Annotated in this window: 16 protein-coding genes; all 16 read right to left on the bottom strand. The window is 60.1% G+C overall.

All coding sequences use genetic code 11. The features are described from left to right. Positions 1-95: 95 nt before the first annotated feature. Positions 96-545 (bottom strand): flagellar export protein FliJ, encoded by a 450-nt coding sequence (gene fliJ, locus HU730_RS20630; RefSeq protein WP_034126787.1) that lies wholly within the window; start codon positions 543-545, stop codon positions 96-98. A 3-nt stretch (positions 546-548) separates the two neighbouring features. Next, positions 549-1,907 (bottom strand): flagellar protein export ATPase FliI, encoded by a 1,359-nt coding sequence (fliI, locus tag HU730_RS20625; protein ID WP_034126786.1) that lies wholly within the window; start codon positions 1,905-1,907, stop codon positions 549-551. Further along, positions 1,897-2,661, bottom strand: a complete 765-nt coding sequence (gene fliH, locus HU730_RS20620) for a flagellar assembly protein FliH (RefSeq protein WP_096143464.1) — start codon at positions 2,659-2,661, stop codon at positions 1,897-1,899. The genes fliI and fliH overlap by 11 nt, the downstream gene beginning before the upstream one ends. A gap of 10 nt (positions 2,662-2,671) precedes the next feature. Next, entirely contained in the window at positions 2,672-3,688 is a 1,017-nt protein-coding gene (gene fliG / locus HU730_RS20615; protein WP_003192957.1) for a flagellar motor switch protein FliG, read from the bottom strand. After that, a complete protein-coding gene (gene fliF, locus HU730_RS20610) occupies positions 3,681-5,456 on the bottom strand; it encodes a flagellar basal-body MS-ring/collar protein FliF (protein ID WP_014719351.1) in 1,776 nt (591 codons plus the stop codon). The genes fliG and fliF overlap by 8 nt, the downstream gene beginning before the upstream one ends. Before the next feature lie 16 nt (positions 5,457-5,472). Then, positions 5,473-5,802 carry a flagellar hook-basal body complex protein FliE gene (fliE, locus tag HU730_RS20605; protein ID WP_003192959.1) on the bottom strand — a complete coding sequence of 110 codons (330 nt, stop codon included), beginning with the start codon at positions 5,800-5,802 and terminating at the stop codon, positions 5,473-5,475. 261 nt (positions 5,803-6,063) lie between these two features. After that, positions 6,064-7,440, bottom strand: coding sequence for a sigma-54 dependent transcriptional regulator (locus tag HU730_RS20600; protein WP_032897832.1), 1,377 nt, complete (start codon positions 7,438-7,440; stop codon positions 6,064-6,066). Between the two features lie 7 nt (positions 7,441-7,447). Further along, positions 7,448-8,659, bottom strand: a complete 1,212-nt coding sequence (locus tag HU730_RS20595; RefSeq protein ID WP_054898642.1) for an ATP-binding protein — start codon at positions 8,657-8,659, stop codon at positions 7,448-7,450. A gap of 110 nt (positions 8,660-8,769) precedes the next feature. Then, entirely contained in the window at positions 8,770-10,242 is a 1,473-nt protein-coding gene (locus tag HU730_RS20590) for a sigma-54 dependent transcriptional regulator (protein ID WP_034126784.1), read from the bottom strand. A 169-nt stretch (positions 10,243-10,411) separates the two neighbouring features. After that, complete coding sequence (locus HU730_RS20585) at positions 10,412-10,708, bottom strand: flagellar protein FliT (RefSeq protein ID WP_034126783.1); 297 nt, start codon at positions 10,706-10,708, stop codon at positions 10,412-10,414. Positions 10,709-10,733: 25 nt separating this feature from the next. Continuing rightward, on the bottom strand, positions 10,734-11,138 hold the full coding sequence (gene fliS / locus HU730_RS20580; RefSeq protein ID WP_034126782.1) for a flagellar export chaperone FliS: 405 nt from the start codon (positions 11,136-11,138) through the stop codon (positions 10,734-10,736). Positions 11,139-11,277: 139 nt separating this feature from the next. After that, on the bottom strand, positions 11,278-12,681 hold the full coding sequence (fliD, locus tag HU730_RS20575) for a flagellar filament capping protein FliD (RefSeq protein ID WP_034126781.1): 1,404 nt from the start codon (positions 12,679-12,681) through the stop codon (positions 11,278-11,280). 80 nt (positions 12,682-12,761) lie between these two features. Then, positions 12,762-13,112, bottom strand: coding sequence for a flagellar protein FlaG (locus HU730_RS20570; RefSeq protein ID WP_034126780.1), 351 nt, complete (start codon positions 13,110-13,112; stop codon positions 12,762-12,764). A 74-nt stretch (positions 13,113-13,186) separates the two neighbouring features. Beyond that, entirely contained in the window at positions 13,187-14,665 is a 1,479-nt protein-coding gene (locus HU730_RS20565) for a flagellin (RefSeq protein WP_034126779.1), read from the bottom strand. A 397-nt stretch (positions 14,666-15,062) separates the two neighbouring features. Then, positions 15,063-15,992: a ketoacyl-ACP synthase III gene (locus HU730_RS20560; protein WP_034126778.1), complete on the bottom strand. Its 930-nt coding sequence runs from the start codon at positions 15,990-15,992 to the stop codon at positions 15,063-15,065. A gap of 276 nt (positions 15,993-16,268) precedes the next feature. Continuing rightward, positions 16,269-17,873: a flagellar hook-associated protein 3 gene (locus tag HU730_RS20555; protein ID WP_034126777.1), complete on the bottom strand. Its 1,605-nt coding sequence runs from the start codon at positions 17,871-17,873 to the stop codon at positions 16,269-16,271.

Below are 17,873 nucleotides of genomic sequence, written 5' to 3'. Positions count from 1 at the left end.
CTTGCCTGCGGTGGCGGCGTGTCAGCCACTGAATCTTTAACTGAACCACCGCCATCGCAGGCAAGCCAGCTCCCACACTGGATTTGTGGTGCCGGTTAGAACTGTTCTGGGCGGGGAAGGCGCTGGGACAATTCATCGAGCAGTTTTTGCTCGCGCTTGTCTTCGATGGCTCGCGCTTCGTCGATGTAGCGCTGCACCAGCTTGCGCAGCCCCTCGACCCGGGCAAACGCCTGTTGCCAAGCCTCGCGGGCTTTGTCGAGGTTGGTCTCGTGCCAGGCCAGGCTCTGGCGTTGCTGGCCGACGGCGGTTTCAAGCTGATTGAGAAAGCCCTGGTACCCCATCAGCCACTGGCCAGAAACACCCTGGCTGCCGCGCTCGATCCACTGTTGTTGGTACTCGCCACGAAAACGCTCCAGGTCGCCCAGCTTGCTTTGGGCCAACCGCACCTGGCCCTGGAAGTAGCCCAGGCGCTGTACGGCGGCTTTCTCGGCCTTTTCGGCCATGTCCACCACCGGGGCCAGGCGTGCGGCGCGGCTGTTGGCCATGGATTAGCCGCCCGGCGCCGGGGCGAAGATGGACTGCAAGTGCGACTGGCTCTCGCCCATGGTGATCTTGTCGTTGAGACCCTGGCGCAGGTAGGTCACCAGTTGCGGCTGCAAGGCGATGGCCAGGTCGGTGTCGCGGTCGCCACCGGCCACATAGGCGCCGACGCTGATCAGGTCACGGCTTTGCTGGTAACGCGACCACAGCTGCTTGAACTGCTGGGCACGGGCCATATGCTCCGGCGTGACCACCGCCGGCATCACCCGGCTGATGGACGCTTCGATATCGATGGCTGGGTAATGCCCCTCTTCCGCCAGGCGCCGCGACAGCACGATGTGGCCGTCGAGCACGCCCCGGGCCGAGTCGGCAATCGGGTCCTGTTGGTCGTCGCCTTCAGACAACACGGTATAGAACGCGGTGATCGAGCCACCGCCGGCTTCGGCATTACCGGCACGCTCTACCAGCTTGGGCAGCTTGGCAAATACCGACGGGGGGTAACCCTTGGTAGCCGGCGGCTCACCGATGGCCAAAGCGATCTCGCGCTGGGCCTGGGCGAAACGCGTGAGGGAGTCCATCAGCAACAGGACGTTCTTGCCCTTGTCGCGAAAATATTCGGCGATGCGCGTGCAGTACATCGCCGCACGCAGGCGCATCAGCGGTGCATCGTCTGCCGGAGAAGCGACGACAACAGAACGCTTGAGCCCTTCTTCACCGAGGCTGTGCTCGATGAATTCCTTCACTTCGCGGCCCCGCTCGCCGATCAGCCCCACCACGATGATGTCGGCCTCGGTAAAGCGCGTCATCATGCCCAGCAATACCGACTTACCCACGCCGGTACCGGCGAACAGGCCCAGGCGCTGGCCGCGACCGACCGTCAATAAACCGTTGATGCTGCGAATGCCCACATCCAGCGGCACGCTGATGGGGTTGCGCTTGAGCGGGTTGATGGTGGGGCCGTCCATCGGCACCCAGTCTTCGGCCTTCATGCCGCCCTTGCCGTCCAGCGCACGGCCGGCACCGTCGAGTACGCGGCCCAGCATGCTCATGCCCATGGGCAGGCGGCCGGTGTCGGCCAGCGGTACCACGCGGGCGCCGGGGGCAATGCCGGTGAGGCTGCCGACCGGCATCAGGAAAATCTTGCTGCCCGAAAAGCCCATCACCTCGGCTTCGACTTGCACCGGGTGGTAGCTGTTGTCGTTTATCACCAGGCAGCGGCTGCCCATTGCGGCGCGCAGGCCCTCGGCTTCGAGAGTCAGGCCGACCATACGCAACAGGCGCCCTTCGAGGACCGGCTGGCCCGGCAACTCAGTGGCCTCGGCGTAGCTGCCCAGGCGCTTGGCGAAGCTGGTGCGATCAAGGCGCATCGGTGGCGTCCAGGTCAACGCTCAGGTCAGGCTCGGCGGGATGCAGGGCCTGTTCATGCAGTTGATCAAATAACTTGGCCATAATCTGGCTGATACGGGTTTCCACCGTCGCGTCAATGCGGCTGTGCTCGGTTTCGACACGGCAACCACCGGGCTGCAACGAAGCGTCTTCGACGATGCGCCAGGTTTCTTCATGACGCTCGCGCAGGGCTTTAACCTGTTCGAAATCTTGCGGGTTGATGTACAGCCGCACATTGCCGACGCCCAGGGGCAGCAGCTTGAGGGCTTCGCGCATCACGCCTTCGATCTGGCTGGAATCGAGCACCAGTTCGCGCTGGATCACTTGGCGCGCGATGTGCTGCACCAGGCCAACCATGGATTTTTCCAGCTGCGAGTCCTGTTCGGCGATAGGGTCGAACAGGTTGCCCATCAAGCGCTCCAGGCTGTCCAGCCTGGCGGCCAGCGCCACCTCGGCCTCCTGGCGAACCTTGAGGGTGGTACTGCGAAAGCCGTCTTTTTCCCCCGCCGCAAAGCCTTCGTTGTAGGCCTCCTGGCGAATGGTTTCCAACTCTTCGAGGGTCAGTGGCTGGACTTCATCCAGTGGCACTTCTTCCATCTCTGCCGGAGGTTCTTCAACCGGTTCAGGCTCGGGCTCCGGCACATGGGGGTCGAAACTGGGCAGCGACCAGATGTCGAAGCCGCCGACATCCCGCGCGCGAATCAGATCGCTGGGCGCCTCATCTTTAGTCGACATGCAAGGCGCCTTAGATCATTTCTTCGCCGCCCTTCCCGCCGAGAACGATTTCTCCGGCTTCGGCCATACGGCGGGCAATGGTGAGGATTTCTTTCTGGGCGGTTTCCACGTCGCTGACGCGCACCGGGCCCTTGGCTTCCAGGTCGTCGCGCAACAGCTCCGAGGCGCGCTTGGACATGTTCTTGAAGATCTTTTCTTTGACGTTTTCGTCCGAGCCCTTGAGCGCCAGCACCAGCACGTCCGAGGACACTTCGCGCAGCAGCGCCTGGATGCCACGGTCGTCGACATCGGCCAGGTTGTTGAACACGAACATCAGGTCTTCGATCTGGCCGGACAGGGTGTCGTCGATCTCGCGGATCGAGTCCATCAACTGGCCTTCGACCGAGCTGTCGAGGAAGTTCATGATGTCGGCTGCGCGCTTGATGCCACCCAGGGTGGTGCGCGAGGCGTTGGAATTGCCGGAGAACTGCTTCTCCAGAATGGTGTTGAGTTCTTTGAGCGCCGCCGGTTGCACAGTGTTCAGCGACGACACACGCAGGATGATGTCCAGGCGCACTTTATGGTCGAAGTGGCCAAGCACTTCGCCGGCCTGGTCCGGGTCCAGGTAGGCCACCACGATCGCCTGGATCTGCGGGTGCTCGTAGCGGATCACGTCGGCCACTGCCCGCGGCTCCATCCACTTGAGGCTATCCAGGCCGCTGGTGTTGCCACCCAGCAGGATGCGGTCGATCAGGCCGTTGGCCTTGTCTTCGCCCAGGGCCGAGGTGAGCATCTTGCGAATGTAGCTGTCGGATCCGACGCCCAGGCTGGTCTGGTCGCCGACGATCTCGACGAACTCGCTCATCACCTGCTCGACTTGCTCGCGGTGCACATTGCGCATCTGCGCCATGGCCACGCCCACTCGCTGGACCTCTTTAGGGCCCATGTGGCGCAGCACTTGGGCAGCGTCGGTTTCACCCAGGGACAGCAGCAGCACGGCGGCTTTGTCGACCCGGGACAGCTTGGCCACAGCGGCTCGATCATTCATCTGCGTTAATCCACTCTTTCACGACCTGAGCCACACGGCCCGGGTCTTCTGCCACCAGACTCTTGATTGCGTTCAACTGAGCGTCATAGCCTTCGCTCGGGCTTGGCAACAGGATGCTTTGCGGGCCGCCGAGGCTGACGCGGTCGTTGGCCAGTTCGCCGTCCAGGCCGCCCATGCCACCCAACTCGACGTCACCACCGGCCAGCGCCAGTTGCTTCTTGCCGCCGCCGGTGATGTTGTTGAGCACCGGGCGCAATACGCCGAACACCAGCACCAGGATGAACAGCACCCCCAGCACTTGCTTGACGATGTCCCAGAACCACGGCTGGGTGTAGAACGCCGGGTCAGCGATCACTTCACCGCGCTCGGCGGAGAACGGCATGTTGATCACGCTGACGCTGTCGCCACGGCTGGCGTCGAAACCAACGGCGTCCTGCACCAGGCGGGTGAAGCGCGCCAGTTCGTCAGCCGTCCACGGTGCACGGGTCACCGCGCCGTCCGCTGGGTTGACCTTGACCTGGTCATCGACCACCACCGACACCGACAGGCGATTGATCTTGCCCTGCTGCTGCTTGGTGTGGCTGATGGAACGGTCGAGTTCGAAGTTCTTGGTGGACTGGTTACGCTTGTCCGCAGGGTACGGCGCAAGCATCGGCTGGCCGGTGGCCGGGTCCATGATCTGCTGGCCGTTGGCGTCCAGCAATGGCTGGCCAGGCTGGATCGCGCCCGCCGTGGCGGCAGCGCCACCGGTGGTCTGCGGTGCCGAGGCCGGCGCGGGTGGCTGGTTGCTCAGGGCGCCCGGCACACCTTGGGGGCCATTGCTGGCGGTGCGTTGTTCGCTGGTGGACTGCTCGCTGCGCAGGGCCGGCTGGTCCGGGTTGAACTGTTCGGAGGTGGACTCGACGGCGCTGAAGTCCACGTCGGCCGACACTTCAGCCTTGTAGCGGTCGTTGCCCAGTACCGGTTGCAGGATGTTATGCACGCGCTGGGTGAGCATGCTTTCCATGCGGCGGCTGTAGTCGAACTGCTTGCCGGCCTGGGTCAGCGCGGAGTTTTCGGCCATGTCAGACAGCAGGTTGCCCTTCTGGTCCACCACGGTGATTTGCGATTTGCTCAATTCGGGAACACTGGTGGCCACCAGGTTGACGATCGCCAGTACCTGGCCAGGCTCCAGGGAGCGGCCGGCGAAGAGTTCGACCAAGACCGAGGCGCTGGGCTTGCGTTCGTCACGCACGAACACCGAGCTTTTCGGAATCGCCAGGTGCACACGGGCGGCCTTGACGTTATTGAGGCTGGAAATGGTGCGCGCCAGTTCGCCTTCCAGGCCACGGCGATAGCGGGTGGCTTCCATGAACTGGCTGGTGCCCAGGCCCTGGTCTTTGTCGAGAATTTCAAAACCGATATTGCTGTCGGACGGCGCCACGCCAGCGGCGGCCAGTTTCATCCGCGCGCGAGCCACGTCATCGGCCTTGACCAGCAAGGCGCCGGAGTTGGGCTCCACGGTGTAGGCGATGTCGGCGGCGGCGAGGGTTTCCATGATCTGCTTGGAATCCATGCCCGACAGGCTGCCGTACAGGGGGCGGTAATCGGGTTGCTGCGACCACAGCACCACGGCAAAACCAATCGCCACGCTGGCGGCCAGGCCCACCATCAGGCCCACCTGACGCAGCATGGTCATTTCCGAGAGGTTTTCCAGGAACGACAGGCCAAACAACGGCGGTTTGCCGTCGGCCTTGGCGGGGAGGTTGTCGGAGACTGCTTCAGCCATGACTTAAATCTCGTCCTTAAACCGGCATCTGCATGATGTCTTGATACGCCTGAACCAGCTTGTTACGTACTTGGGTCAAGGCTTGGAAGGACACACTGGCCTTTTGCGAGGCGACCATCACATCGGTGAGGTCCACGCCGCTTTTACCGATCTCGAAGGCCGTCGCCAACTGGCTGGACGCCTGCTGGGTATCGCTGACTTTATTGATTGCCTGACCGAGCATGTCGGCAAAATTGCTTTGGCCCAATTCCGGCGCTGGCGCGACGGATTTCGGTTGAGCCATGGCATCCATTTGCATGGCGCGCATATCCAACATCAACCGATTGAACTCAATACCCTGGCTCATGACCTTCTCTCTCCGACGACCCGCAATTTTTTGACACTACGCAGCGGTTACTAGGGGTGGTAGCAACAAGGGTGCCAGCTCTGGAGCAACTCGTAAGAAAAGGCGACAAAGCTTGTCGAACTTGTTACCGCAAGTTTTTGGTAGGAGCGAGCTTGCTCGCGAAGAACTCATGGACGCCGCGAGCATCCAGGAAGCACGCGTTATCGTTGACGTTTTTCGCGAGCAAGCTCGCTCCTACAAAAAAACGGTATGGGCGCGAAGTCAGGTGGCGAACAGATAGGCTTCCACATCCATACCGGCGTCGCGCATCTGCGCCAGCTTGTAGCGCAAGGTACGCGGGCTGATGCCTAGGCGCTCGGCCGCTTCTTTGCGGCGGCCACGCTCGGCGCGCAGGGTGTCGATGATCATCTGAAATTCACGGCGGCGCAGGTCATCACCCAGGGCGCCTGCCGATTCCGCCTCGGCGACCACTGGAGCCGGGGCCAGGCTCGGCAACGGCGCAGCGCCATTGCCCATGGCCAGGCAGAAATCCTGGGGCTGGATCAAACCGCCCTGCTGCAAAATCAGCGCACGCTGGATCGCGTTGTCCAGCTCGCGCACGTTGCCCGGCCATGGGTAACTGACCAGGCACGCCTGGGCCTCGGGCGATAAACGCGCCTGGGCATGCTTCATTTTTTTGACGTGGTTGTTGAGAAGACGCTCGGCCAGGGGAATGATATCCGCCGGCCGCTCACGCAATGGGCGCCAAGCCAGCGGGAACACCGACAACCGGTAAAACAGGTCTTCACGGAAGCGCCCCGCCGCCACTTCGCCCGCCAGGTCGCGGTTGGTGGTGGCAACCACGCGGATATCCAACTGGATCGGCTTGCGTGCGCCCACGCGCTCCACTTCACGCTCCTGCAATACCCGCAGCAACTTGGCTTGCAGGCCCAGGGGCATTTCCGAGATTTCGTCGAGCAGAATGGTGCCGCCGTCGGCTTGTTCGAACTTGCCGGCCTGGGCCGCGATGGCGCCGGTGAACGAGCCCTTTTCATGGCCAAACAAGGTGGCTTCCAGCATGTTGTCGGGGATCGCCGCGCAGTTGATCGCAATGAACGGTTGTTTGGCACGGCCCGATTGCTGGTGGATATAACGCGCCAGCACTTCTTTACCGGTGCCGGACTCGCCGGAAATCAGCACAGTGGAATCACTGCGCGCCACCCGCGCCGCCAGTTCAAGCAACTGCGCGCTGGCCGGTTCAAAGGCAATCGGGCCATCGCCGTCGGCTGCGGGCATCACGCCCAGGGCATGCCGGGCGACCAGTTCGATCAAAGCCTTGGGCTCGAACGGCTTGACCAGGTAATCCGCCGCGCCCTGACGCATGGCATCCACCGCCCGCTCCACCGCGCCATGGGCGGTCATCAGCAGCACCGGCAGCTGCGGCTGGCGCACCCGCAGCAGGCCGAGCAACTGGTGGCCGTCCATGCCGGGCATGTTGACGTCGCTGACCACCAGGCTGAAGGTTTCCTGCTCGACCGCCTCCAAGGCTTCCTCGGCAGAGCCGACCGCACGGTAGTCATGGCCCGCCAACAGCAGCGTGTCAGCCAATGCTTCACGCAGGGCGCGATCGTCTTCCACCAATAAAACCTTGATAGCCATCATCCTCTTACTCCGCGCTTGCCGCGCTGGAAAACAGCGGCAAGGTCATCAATGCACAGGTGCCACGCCCCAGGCGCGAACGCAGCTGCAATTGTCCCTGATGGGCACGGGCCACTGCCTTGACCACGGTCAGGCCCAGGCCAGTGCCGTTGGTCTTGGTGGTAAAAAACGGCTCGCCCAGGCGCTGCAGCACCTGCGGGGCGATACCGCTGCCGCTGTCGCTGACGCACAGGCGCAGGGTTTGTCCGCGGCTATACAGGTGCACTTTCAGGCGCGCCCCGGGGCCACTGGCCTGGGTAGCGTTTTCGATCAGGTTGAGCAGCGCGCCCACCAGGGTGTCGCGGTTGCACAGCAATTCGCCCTGGTGGCTATCGCACTGCCAGCGCAGGTTGGCCTCCTGCACATGGGTCGCCGCTGCCGCTTGCAGCGACTGCATCAAACCGGCAGGGGTAACGCGATCGGTCAGCGGCAGTTCGCCGCGGGCAAATACCAGCATGTCACGTACTTGGTGTTCCAACTCATGCAGGCGCTCCTTGAGGCGCCCGGCAAAGCGTTGGTGGGTGGCCGCTGGTAATTGCTCGTCAGTCAAATGGCTGGCGTAGATCAATGCCGCCGACAACGGCGTACGAATCTGATGCGCCAAGGAAGCGACCATCCGTCCCAGGGACGACAGCCGCTCATGGCGAGCCAACTGATCTTGCAGGTGCCGGGTTTCTGTCAGGTCATTGAGTAGCACAAGCTGGCCGGGCTCGGCGTCCAGGGAACGGGTCGCAATGGACAGCCGGCGCCCGTCCTTGAGTGAGACTTCGTGGCCGTCGTCTTCACGGGGGGCAAAACAGCGGGTGATGACTTCACGCCACAGCTCGCCTTCCAGCGGCAAGCCAAGCAGGTCGCAGGCCGCCGGGTTGGCTTCGCGAACGCGGCCTTGGTCGTCGATGACGATCACGCCACCGGGCAACAGGTCCAGCAGGTTTTGCAGACGGTTGGCCAGACGCTCTTTCTCGGCCAGCTCTTGCATGCGCTGGGCGCTGACCACCGCCAGTTCGCCTTTAAGCTCGGAAACCCGGGCCTCAAGCAGGCTGTAGGAGTCGGTCAGCTGGTTCGACATCTGGTTGAACTGCGAGAGCGCGTGCTCCAGGCCCTGGCGGGTCGGCGGTTCTACAGGCGAAACCAGCCCCTGGATGGCAGGGGCCGAAGATAGTTGGGCGGCGTGGGGCATGATGCTCTCTCGCTTGGCTGACCGTCAGTTAAACGGAACGTTGCGAGGGCTGTAGCAATACCCGTGCCGAAAAAAAACCACCTATAAATCAGGTAGTTGAAAAACAGGCGTCAATCATCCGCCTGTTCATCACCTTCTTTGCGGCTCATACCGTACTTGCGCATCTTCTCCACCAGGGTGGTGCGACGGATACGCAGGCGCTCGGCGGCCCGGGCGACGATGCCGTTGGCATCGTCCAGCGCCTGTTGGATCAGGCCTTGCTCCAGGTTGCCGAGGTAGTCCTTGAGATCCAGTCCTTCGGGCGGCAACATCGCGCTAGCGCCAAAGTCTGGAGTATGGCCGTTGATTGCCACGCGCTCTTCCATGTCGCTGCGCAGGCTGTCCATCTGCTCGTCCTCGTCGTCGACGTAGCGGAATTTCTTCGGCAACTCGACCACGCCGATCACCCCGTACGGATGCATGATCGCCATGCGCTCCACCAGGTTGGCCAGCTCGCGGACGTTGCCCGGCCAGCCGTGGCGGCACAGGGACATGATTGCCGCGGAGTTGAAACGAATGGAGCCGCGCTTCTCGTGCTCCATGCGCGAGATCAGTTCGTTCATCAGCAACGGGATGTCTTCCACGCGCTCGCGCAGCGGGGCCATCTCGATAGGGAATACGTTGAGGCGGTAGTACAGGTCTTCGCGGAAGCTGCCGACCTCGATCATGCTTTCGAGGTTCTTGTGGGTGGCGGCAATGATGCGCACGTCCACGCTCTGGGTCTTGTTGCTGCCCACGCGCTCGAAGGTGCGCTCTTGCAGTACGCGCAGCAGCTTGACCTGCATCGGCAACGGCATATCGCCGATTTCGTCGAGGAACAGGGTACCGCCATTGGCCAGCTCAAAGCGCCCGGCACGGCTGGTGATCGCCCCGGTAAAGGCGCCCTTCTCGTGGCCGAACAATTCGCTTTCCAGCAGCTCTGCCGGGATCGCCCCGCAGTTGACCGGCACAAAGGGCCCGTCGCGACGCTTGGAGTGATAGTGCAGGTTGCGCGCGACCACTTCCTTGCCGGTGCCCGACTCGCCGAGGATCAGCACGCTGGCGTCGGTATCGGCCACTTGCTGCATCATCTGGCGCACGTGCTGGATGGCGCGGCTGGTGCCGACCAGGCTGCGGAACAGGTTGGGTTCACGGTGACGGCCGCGCTCGCGGGCCTGGTCGTACATCTCGCGATAGACCTGGGCACGGTGCAGGGAATCGAGCAATTTGCTGTAGCTGGGCGGCATTTCCAGGTTGGATAGCACGCGGCGGCGCTGGTCTTCCGGCAGGTCCACGGAAGAAATATCGCCCATTAGCAACACCGGAAGGAACTCATCCCAGGTAGACAGTGTCTTTAACAGGCCTAGAACTGCGCCAGGAGCGTTTACCGTCCCGATCAATACACAAATGACTTCACGGCTCGACGACAACGAGCTGACCGCCTGCTGCCAATCGTGGCTGCCGCAGGGCAAATTTTCTTCACCGAGAAAATTTAAAATCACCGCTAAATCGCGGCGGCGGACGCTATCGTCATCGATCAGCAGAATTTTGGTTTCACGCCACATGCAATAGCAACTTCCCTAGTAAAACTTCCTGCCCCGGAATGAGGGCAATCAAGACGTCTGTAAGATTTCTTACCTTCTAGACGTCTGAAATCTGAAAACAGCACTAGTTAAGTCAAAAATGATGGCATAGTCAAATATATGACGCGCCGTTCGGATTAACTGCGCCCTTTCAACCGAACAGATGGTAAACCTTTGACGCATTTTTCGCTTGGTTGATCTGCGACATCTCTTCGAAAATCGCCTGGCGCTCGCCGGTCGTCACTTCAAGCAACTGCTGGTAAACCGCCAACAGACTTTCCAGCTTTCCACGCAGCGCATCCTCATCCACCGGCGCTTCGCTCAGCACCTGATCGATCACACTGCGGCAGCCCAGGTCGAGCTCGCTGATGGCATCCCAGTTGCGCGCAGCCAGCGCGTCGACCAGGGCTTCACGGGTTTCATCAATGCGTTGCAGTGCGTGGCTCATGACGAGTTCCTCAAGGCCCGTGGCCTTATTCTGCTGCGCCTTGTGGCGCGCCGATAGCATCCCAGCCTTCTTTTACGGTAATCATCAAGCGAGCGACTTCGTCGATGATCTCGGAGTCGTTTTGCTGGTTAGCCTCCATCAACCGATTGGTCATGTACACATAAAGGCTTTCCAACTGCTGAACATAAGCCGGGTTATCACTCTTTTCAGCATCCAGGCCATCGCGCAGCCCGATAACGATGTCGATGGCCTTGCCGAGCATCAAACCCTTCTGTGCGATGTCACCACGCGCCAGGGCGCCCTTGGCCTGGGACATGCGATCCAGGCCGCCTTCCATCAGCATCTGCACCAGGCGATGCGGGCTGGCTTCGGAGATCTGTGCGTGGGAATTGACCTTCTGGTATTGGCGAAGGGCTCGCATAGGGTTCATGTTTCTACCTCGTGACAGGCGACAGCGAAAAGGATTCTAGTAACCAATATGTCGACTGGGCCGCAAAAAGCTTTAACACCGGTCGTCTTTCGGTACGAAAAGGCCAGGCAGGTTGCCTGGCCTTTTGCGTGAGTGGCGATCAGTTATTGGTTTTAGGGTTGTTCAAGGCGTTGAGCGTGGTCATGACGCTGGTGCTTTGCTGGCGCAGTTGGGCAACCAAGGTGTCCATGGCGTTGTATTTGGCGGAGAGGCTGTTGGTCAGCAGTTCCATGCGCTCGTTCAGGGTTTCCTGCTGCTTTGCGATGTCCTTGAGGCTATCGGACAAGGAATTGGAACGTGTCGCCAGCACCCCGGTTGAGGCCTTGGCAAAGTCATCCGTTGCACTCTTCATGCGCGCCAACATGCCATTCTTGCCAGCGAACATACTGTTGATGTCGGCCGCATTGGTCTTGACTGCAGCGTCCCACTTTTTATCGTCCATGGACAGCAAACCAGTAGTAGAGCTGGTGCTGACGCCAAATTGCGCCAGGGACTTGAACTGACCGGTACCGGAAATGGTATTGAACTCATTGCGGATCGCCGCCTGCAGCGAGCGCATGGTGGAGTCGCCAGTCAGGGCAGCGGCCGTGGTGCTGCCGTCCAGGTTCTTGGTGACCTTGGTTTCGGCGTTCATTGCCGTGATCAGGGCGTTATAGGTGTCGATGAAACCCTTAACGCCAGACTTGAGCGCGGTGTTGTTGGTACTGACAGTGATGAGCGTCGCATTGCGCTCAGGCGTCGGAGAAGTGTCGCCCGCAGTCTTTAGTGCGGATACCGAGACCAGCTTGATATTTACCCCGCTGAGCGCACCCTCGATGTTGTTGGATTTGGAGACAGATGCAACACCATCGATGCTGTACAGCGCGTCCTTGGGCTCGTCGATAACCGTCGAGCCGACATCCAGCCCCGAATTACCCGACAACTTCAGATCCGAACCAGTGCCCATAGTGGTCGACGTCAGGATCAGACGCGAACCATTGGAGTCGGTCTGGATGTTGGCGCTCAACCCGGAGGTGCCGAATTGGGTGTTGATCGAATCGCGCACCTGCTGCAACGTTGCTCCAGCCGGGATATTAACGTCGTAACTCTTGCCCGACTGACTGATTGTCAGGGTCGTAGGCTTGTCGGTAGCGTTGACCACGCTGTTGGCACCACCGGTGAAGATTTTGCTCGATAGCTTCGAAGGCTGCGCCAACTGGTTCACGATCAGCCGGAAGCTGCCGTTGGAGGCTGTATTGCTCGCAGTCATGGTCGCAACTTTTTCATCCGAAGATGAGCCGGTCAAACCCGTGAAGCTGGAGCTGGCAGTCATATTGTCAAGAGCGCCACGGAATGCATCCAGGGCGGCCTGAATCTTGCCGATCGAAGACAGCGTGGTGGTCGCCTTCTGAGACGCGGTATTGATCTGCGTCTGCTTGGGCACCTTTTCGGCGTCCACCAAGGACTTCACGATCGCTTGCGTATCGATGTTCGAACCGATACCACTTACCGTTGAACCCGCCATCATCTATCTCCTGTTCGGTGGCTGCCGTTATCTTGACTTATTGCGCCTCAAGACCTGACAGCAACAAATTTCATGCCAGCTCACACCTTGTCGTCAAACAACACGTTGCTTGCGCTGGAAAGGTTTTGTGCCAGTTTCAACGCCGTTTCCGACGGAATCTGACGGATCACTTCACCACTGTCGGTGGCAATGACCTTGACCACGACCCGGTGGGTCGAATCGTCAATGGAAAAATCCAGGCTGCGCTGGGCAGCCTGGACGAATTCGCGAATGTCGGTTACTGCTTTTTCCAGGTCCGCGCGCTCAGGCTCTTTGCCGGTTGCCGCCACTTCCTGGGCCTTGCTGCTGCTTTGATCGGCAGTCACCTTGGGAGGCGCGCCTTGAGGGGCAACCGGCGGATAAGACTGGTTCAGCTTTACACTCATGTCCATGTCCAATCTCCTCTAAACCGAAAAAACGGAAGGGCACGTAAACGCGCCCTTCCGTTAGTTACCAAGCGCGCTGATTACTGAAGCAGTTTCAGTACAGCGGATGGCAGCTGGTTAGCCTGCGACAGGATCGCGGTGGAAGCCGACTGCAGGGTTTGTTGCTTGGTCAGTTCGGCGGTTTCGGAAGCGAAGTCGACGTCCTGAACGGTGGAGCGTGCAGCGGTGGAGTTCTTCTGAATGTTCTGCAGGTTGTCTGCAGTGGTAGTCAGACGGTTCTGGGTAGCACCCAGGCCCGAACGTACGCTGTCGATGGTGCCGATGGCCTTGTCGATTACAGCCAGAGCGTTCTGAGCATTGGTAGCGTCAGTCACGTCGGTTTGGGCAACGGAAGTCTTCTGGGAAGACACCTGAGCTGCGCCGAACAAAGTGGTTACCGAAGTACCGGTAGCGCCGTTGGCCAGGGAGTAGCCCTTGGACGAATCCAGGGAGATCTGACCAGTTGCAATGATTGGATCGTTGACGGCAGCGCCCAGGTTAGTAGCGGCAGCTGCATATTTGCCAGCACCGTCTTTTACGTTAACGCTGACAGCATCAGCACCCAGCGCGTCGCTGGTAAACTTGATGTTTTCACCGGAGTCGGATTTGACTTCCAGAGTGCCCTTGGCTTCGTCGTAGTTAACGCTCACGCCCAGTTTGGCAGCGTTGGACTTCAGTTGATCAGCCAGGTCGGCAGTGCTGGTTACGCCAACGATTTTGACGGTAGCACCACCTACATCGATCGAGAAGCTGGCTGGAACACCGGCAACAGGCGGAGTTGCAGCAGGATCGCCCTTGGTTTTGGTCTCGTCTACCGAGAACTTGACTTCGGTGCTGGCAGTAGCGCTAAGGCCACCGATGGCGCCGTTCAGACCGGCAGCAATGGTCTTGGCAGAGTCAGCAGGGTTGACAGCAACGTTTGCAGTCTGGCCATTGCCGGTGATGGCGATCGAACCAGCAGCCAGGCCGGTAGCGTTAGGCGTCAGCGCGCCGGATTTAACCTGCTGCGAACCAATGTTGTTAGCCGCAACGTTTTCCAGGCTCAGGTTGATAGTTTCGTTGGCGTTGGCGCCAACCTGGATAGCCTTGGTACCGTACGAACCGTCCAGCAGCTTCTGGCCACCGAAAGTAGTGGTTTGCGAGATACGGGTCAGTTCCGAAGTCAGGGCCTGGTATTCGTCGTTGTTCGACTTACGGTCGTCGGCGCTCAGGGAGCCGGTAGCCGAGGACAGGGCCAGGGTACGCATTTTTTGCAGGATGTCGGTCGAAGCCTGCATCGCGCCTTCAGCGGTCTGAGCGATGGAGATGCCGTCGTTCACGTTTTTTACAGCTTGGCCCAGGCCGTTGATTTGGCTGGTCAGGCGGTTAGCGATCTGCAGGCCGGCAGCGTCGTCTTTAGCGCTGTTGATACGCAGGCCGGAAGACAGGCGCTGCATGGAAGTGGCCAGGGCGCCGCCAGCTTTGTTCAGGTTGCCCTGAGTCGTGATGGAAGCAATGTTGGTGTTTACTGTTAAAGCCATGACGAAATCCTCGTTGGATGGATACTGCGGCTTCCGGCCCTGGCAACCGCCGGGTGTGGCCTGAGAACCTACGTAATAGTTATCGTCGTGGTAGCCGGTTGCTTGAGGGTTTTTTTGATTTTTTTTACTAGCCCTGTGCCAGCCCTTGTATTTCAACGGCTTATAGAGGCGTGAAACGCCAGTAATCACGGGTTACTGGCGCCAAAACTTCGCCTTCAAGACGTCCCCCCTTGCAGGAGCGAGCTTGCTCGCGAAGAACGTTAACAATGACGCGGGCATTCAGAATGCACGCGGCGCCCTCAGGTTCTTCGCGAGCAAGCTCGCTCCTAAAAGGGGGCGCAAAAAAAACGCCGATGATCATTCGATCATCGGCGTTTTTCATGAAGCCGCTAAAGCATCACGGACGATAGAGAATCGCCGAGCCCCACGACAGCCCCACACCAAAACCGCTGATTGCCACGCGCTTCCAGGTGGCGTCCATCACGTGCTTTTCCAGCAGCAACGGAATGCTCGATGACACGGTATTGCCGGTCTCGACCATGTCCTTGATGAACTTGTCCACCGGCGCTTCTTCAAAGCGGCGCGCCACGGCGTCGACGATGGCCGCGCTGCCCTGGTGGATGCAGAACGCATCAATGTCATCTGCCTTGAGGTCCGACTCATTGAGCAGCTCGTGCAAGTGTGCCGGCACCTTGAGCAAGGCGAAGTTGAACACCTGGCGGCCGTTCATGAAGAACACACCATCGCTGACCTTCAAGTGCGGCGCGCCGGAACCGTCGGTACCGAACTTGGATTTGCCCAGCAACCACGGCGCGTCCTCGCCCATCCAGGTGGCGGTGGCGGCATCACCGAACAGCATGGTGGTGTTGCGGTCTTCCGGGTCGACGATCTTGGAATACGGGTCGGCGGTGATCAGCAGGCCGTTTTTCAGGCCGGCGGCTTCCATGAAGCCTTTCATCGCGTAGATGCCGTACACGTAGCCGGAGCAGCCCAGGGAAATATCGAAAGCGGCAACGTGAGTCGGCAGGCCCAATTTGTCCTGGACGATGGCGGCGGTGTGGGGCAAGCCCTCTTCATCGCCGTTCTGGGTGACGACGATCAGCGCGTCGATGGACTCGCGCTTCAAATCCGTGTTGTTGGCAAACAATGCATTGACTGCTTCGACGCACAGGTCGGAAGTCTCCTGTGCAGCTTCCTTGCGCGGCAGGAACGCCGAACCGATCTTGCCGATGATGAACTCTTCATCCTTGGCGAATTTGGCACCCTGGGCGTAGTTATCGATCCCGTCTGCCGGCACGTAACTGGCGATGCTTTTTATGCCAATCATTGTGGCTTCCCAATACTAAATAGCTGGAGAACACCCCTCGGACTACGCCGGGAGTGCTGACAATAAAGGGGATAACCCCATGAAAATCTCGCTGAAAGCCGCCCGATAAAGGCCCTGTGACGACTTATCCTTTTCACACGATACAGTGAAGATGCGCTTTATGACTCACAGGTCACTCAATTTTGCGCGCTTTGTGCAAAAACCGGCAACATTTCCATGCCAGAAACGACAACGGCCTCCCCTGTCGCCAGGGGAGGCCGTTGTTCATTGCGACGATTACATGCGGCTGAACAGGTTCAGCTGGGAGATTTTAACGAACGCCAGTTGCGAGGCCTGCAACATGGTTTGCTGCAACGTGAGGTTGATCGCCGCTTCGCCCATGTCAATGTTCGCCAGATCGCTCATGGTGCTTTTGTTTGCAGTGCCGATACTGATGTTTTCCGCCGACTGGATATCCAGTGCAGCTTCGCGGGCCCCGATGGAACCGCGCACGTTATCGACCTGGGCACGTGAATTGGCAAAATTACTGATGGAAGCGTCGAGCGCATCCTTGAGCTTGACCATCGCCGCCGGGTTGCCGTCGGCCGGTTGCTCCAGCGCCTTGCGCAGTTGGCTCAGGGTATCCAGCGCGTTCTGGGTCTTGGCAGTGCTGGCAGCGACCGCAAACTGATCGCCGGCTTGCGGTGTGCCGCTGACATCAAAGGTCACGCCTGCTGCCGTCACGGTCGTACCGCCACCGGTGTCGCCGGTTGCGATCGCTTTACTGTCGGCACTGTAGGGCTGGGCATAGACTTCATACGCCGTGCCACTGGTGAACTTGATCACCGCCCCGCTGTTAGCCGGGAACGTACTGGCATAGGTGGCCGGGTTGCTCACCTGCGCATTCGTCAGCTGCGCAGTGGAGGCATTACTGGGCGTGCGCGAAACACTGAAGGTGTCGGGTTTGGCGGCCAGGCTGAACGAACGGTCCTTGACCAGCGCATCGGCGTCCGGCCCCGTCGCCATATCCTTGAGATCCACCGCAATATCAAAATTCACGCCGCGCAGGCTCACGGTGGAGCCGCCTTCCTTGGTGGAATCAAAGGTGCCGTTGCCAGGGATTTCCGACGTGATGTCGTTGCCGTTCTTGTCGGAGACCTTGTACTGAGTGCTGCTGGTAAAGGTCAGCTTGTAAGGCTCGCCATCGGCGAATTTATTCGTGTAATCCGAGCCTGAAGTCACCAGGCCGGCCGACACTGAGACTTTATGATCATTGGGCACTGGCGCCGTCGCCGGCGGCACGATTGCAGGTGCGATCCAGGTCGCCTGGGTGCGGCCCGAGTTAACGGCACCGTCCATGATGCTCTTGCCGGTGTCACCGGCACTGACTCTCAGGGAATCGGAAACCTGCAGGCTCAGCGGCGTTTCATCACCCTGATAGGTGTAGGTGCCGTCGCTGTTACGGCTGTAGGGCGGCGTCGAGGTCTTGGAGCCGGAAAACAGATAGTTGCCCGAGGAATCCTTGCTGTTAAGCAAGCCCAGCACCTGGTCTTCAAGCGCACCGATCTGGCCGGCAATCGACTTGCGGTCGGCATCGCTGCGCGAACCGCCCGCTTCAATGGCCAAGGTACTGGCCGCCTGCAGCGCCTCGTTGATTGCACCCAATACGCTTTCCTCGTTGGTCAACGAGTTCTTCAAACTGGTGATATTGCCGTTGAACTGCCCGAGCATGTCCTTCTGCTGTTGCAGCAACAACAACCTCGCCGCCGCCACCGGGTCATCCGCTGCGGTCTGCACGCGCACGCCGGAACTGGCCTGCTCCTGGGCCTTCACCACGCTGGAATAGTTGTCCGTGTACTTGGCGGCACTGGTTTCAAAATACTGTGCAGTGGAAATACGCAT

Origin of the sequence: Pseudomonas sp. SWRI22, from assembly GCF_014268395.2 — a bacterium.
GTDB classification, from domain to species: domain Bacteria; phylum Pseudomonadota; class Gammaproteobacteria; order Pseudomonadales; family Pseudomonadaceae; genus Aquipseudomonas; species Aquipseudomonas paracarnis.
The sequence above is the reverse complement of the archived record's forward strand: the minus strand, read 5'-3'. Positions and strand labels throughout refer to the sequence as shown.

Excerpts from the sequence above, each read along its gene's own strand:
- fliJ (WP_034126787.1), bottom strand. The coding sequence starts at position 545 with ATGGCCAACAGCCGCGCCGCACGCCTGGCCCCGGTGGTGGACATGGCC.
- fliI (WP_034126786.1), bottom strand. The coding sequence starts at position 1,907 with ATGCGCCTTGATCGCACCAGCTTCGCCAAGCGCCTGGGCAGCTACGCC.
- fliH (WP_096143464.1), bottom strand. The coding sequence starts at position 2,661 with ATGTCGACTAAAGATGAGGCGCCCAGCGATCTGATTCGCGCGCGGGAT.
- fliG (WP_003192957.1), bottom strand. The coding sequence starts at position 3,688 with ATGAATGATCGAGCCGCTGTGGCCAAGCTGTCCCGGGTCGACAAAGCC.
- fliF (WP_014719351.1), bottom strand. The coding sequence starts at position 5,456 with ATGGCTGAAGCAGTCTCCGACAACCTCCCCGCCAAGGCCGACGGCAAA.
- fliE (WP_003192959.1), bottom strand. The coding sequence starts at position 5,802 with ATGAGCCAGGGTATTGAGTTCAATCGGTTGATGTTGGATATGCGCGCC.
- HU730_RS20600 (WP_032897832.1), bottom strand. The coding sequence starts at position 7,440 with ATGGCTATCAAGGTTTTATTGGTGGAAGACGATCGCGCCCTGCGTGAA.
- HU730_RS20595 (WP_054898642.1), bottom strand. The coding sequence starts at position 8,659 with ATGCCCCACGCCGCCCAACTATCTTCGGCCCCTGCCATCCAGGGGCTG.
- HU730_RS20590 (WP_034126784.1), bottom strand. The coding sequence starts at position 10,242 with ATGTGGCGTGAAACCAAAATTCTGCTGATCGATGACGATAGCGTCCGC.
- HU730_RS20585 (WP_034126783.1), bottom strand. The coding sequence starts at position 10,708 with ATGAGCCACGCACTGCAACGCATTGATGAAACCCGTGAAGCCCTGGTC.
- fliS (WP_034126782.1), bottom strand. The coding sequence starts at position 11,138 with ATGAACCCTATGCGAGCCCTTCGCCAATACCAGAAGGTCAATTCCCAC.
- fliD (WP_034126781.1), bottom strand. The coding sequence starts at position 12,681 with ATGGCGGGTTCAACGGTAAGTGGTATCGGTTCGAACATCGATACGCAA.
- HU730_RS20570 (WP_034126780.1), bottom strand. The coding sequence starts at position 13,112 with ATGGACATGAGTGTAAAGCTGAACCAGTCTTATCCGCCGGTTGCCCCT.
- HU730_RS20565 (WP_034126779.1), bottom strand. The coding sequence starts at position 14,665 with ATGGCTTTAACAGTAAACACCAACATTGCTTCCATCACGACTCAGGGC.
- HU730_RS20560 (WP_034126778.1), bottom strand. The coding sequence starts at position 15,992 with ATGATTGGCATAAAAAGCATCGCCAGTTACGTGCCGGCAGACGGGATC.
- HU730_RS20555 (WP_034126777.1), bottom strand. The coding sequence starts at position 17,873 with ATGCGTATTTCCACTGCACAGTATTTTGAAACCAGTGCCGCCAAGTAC.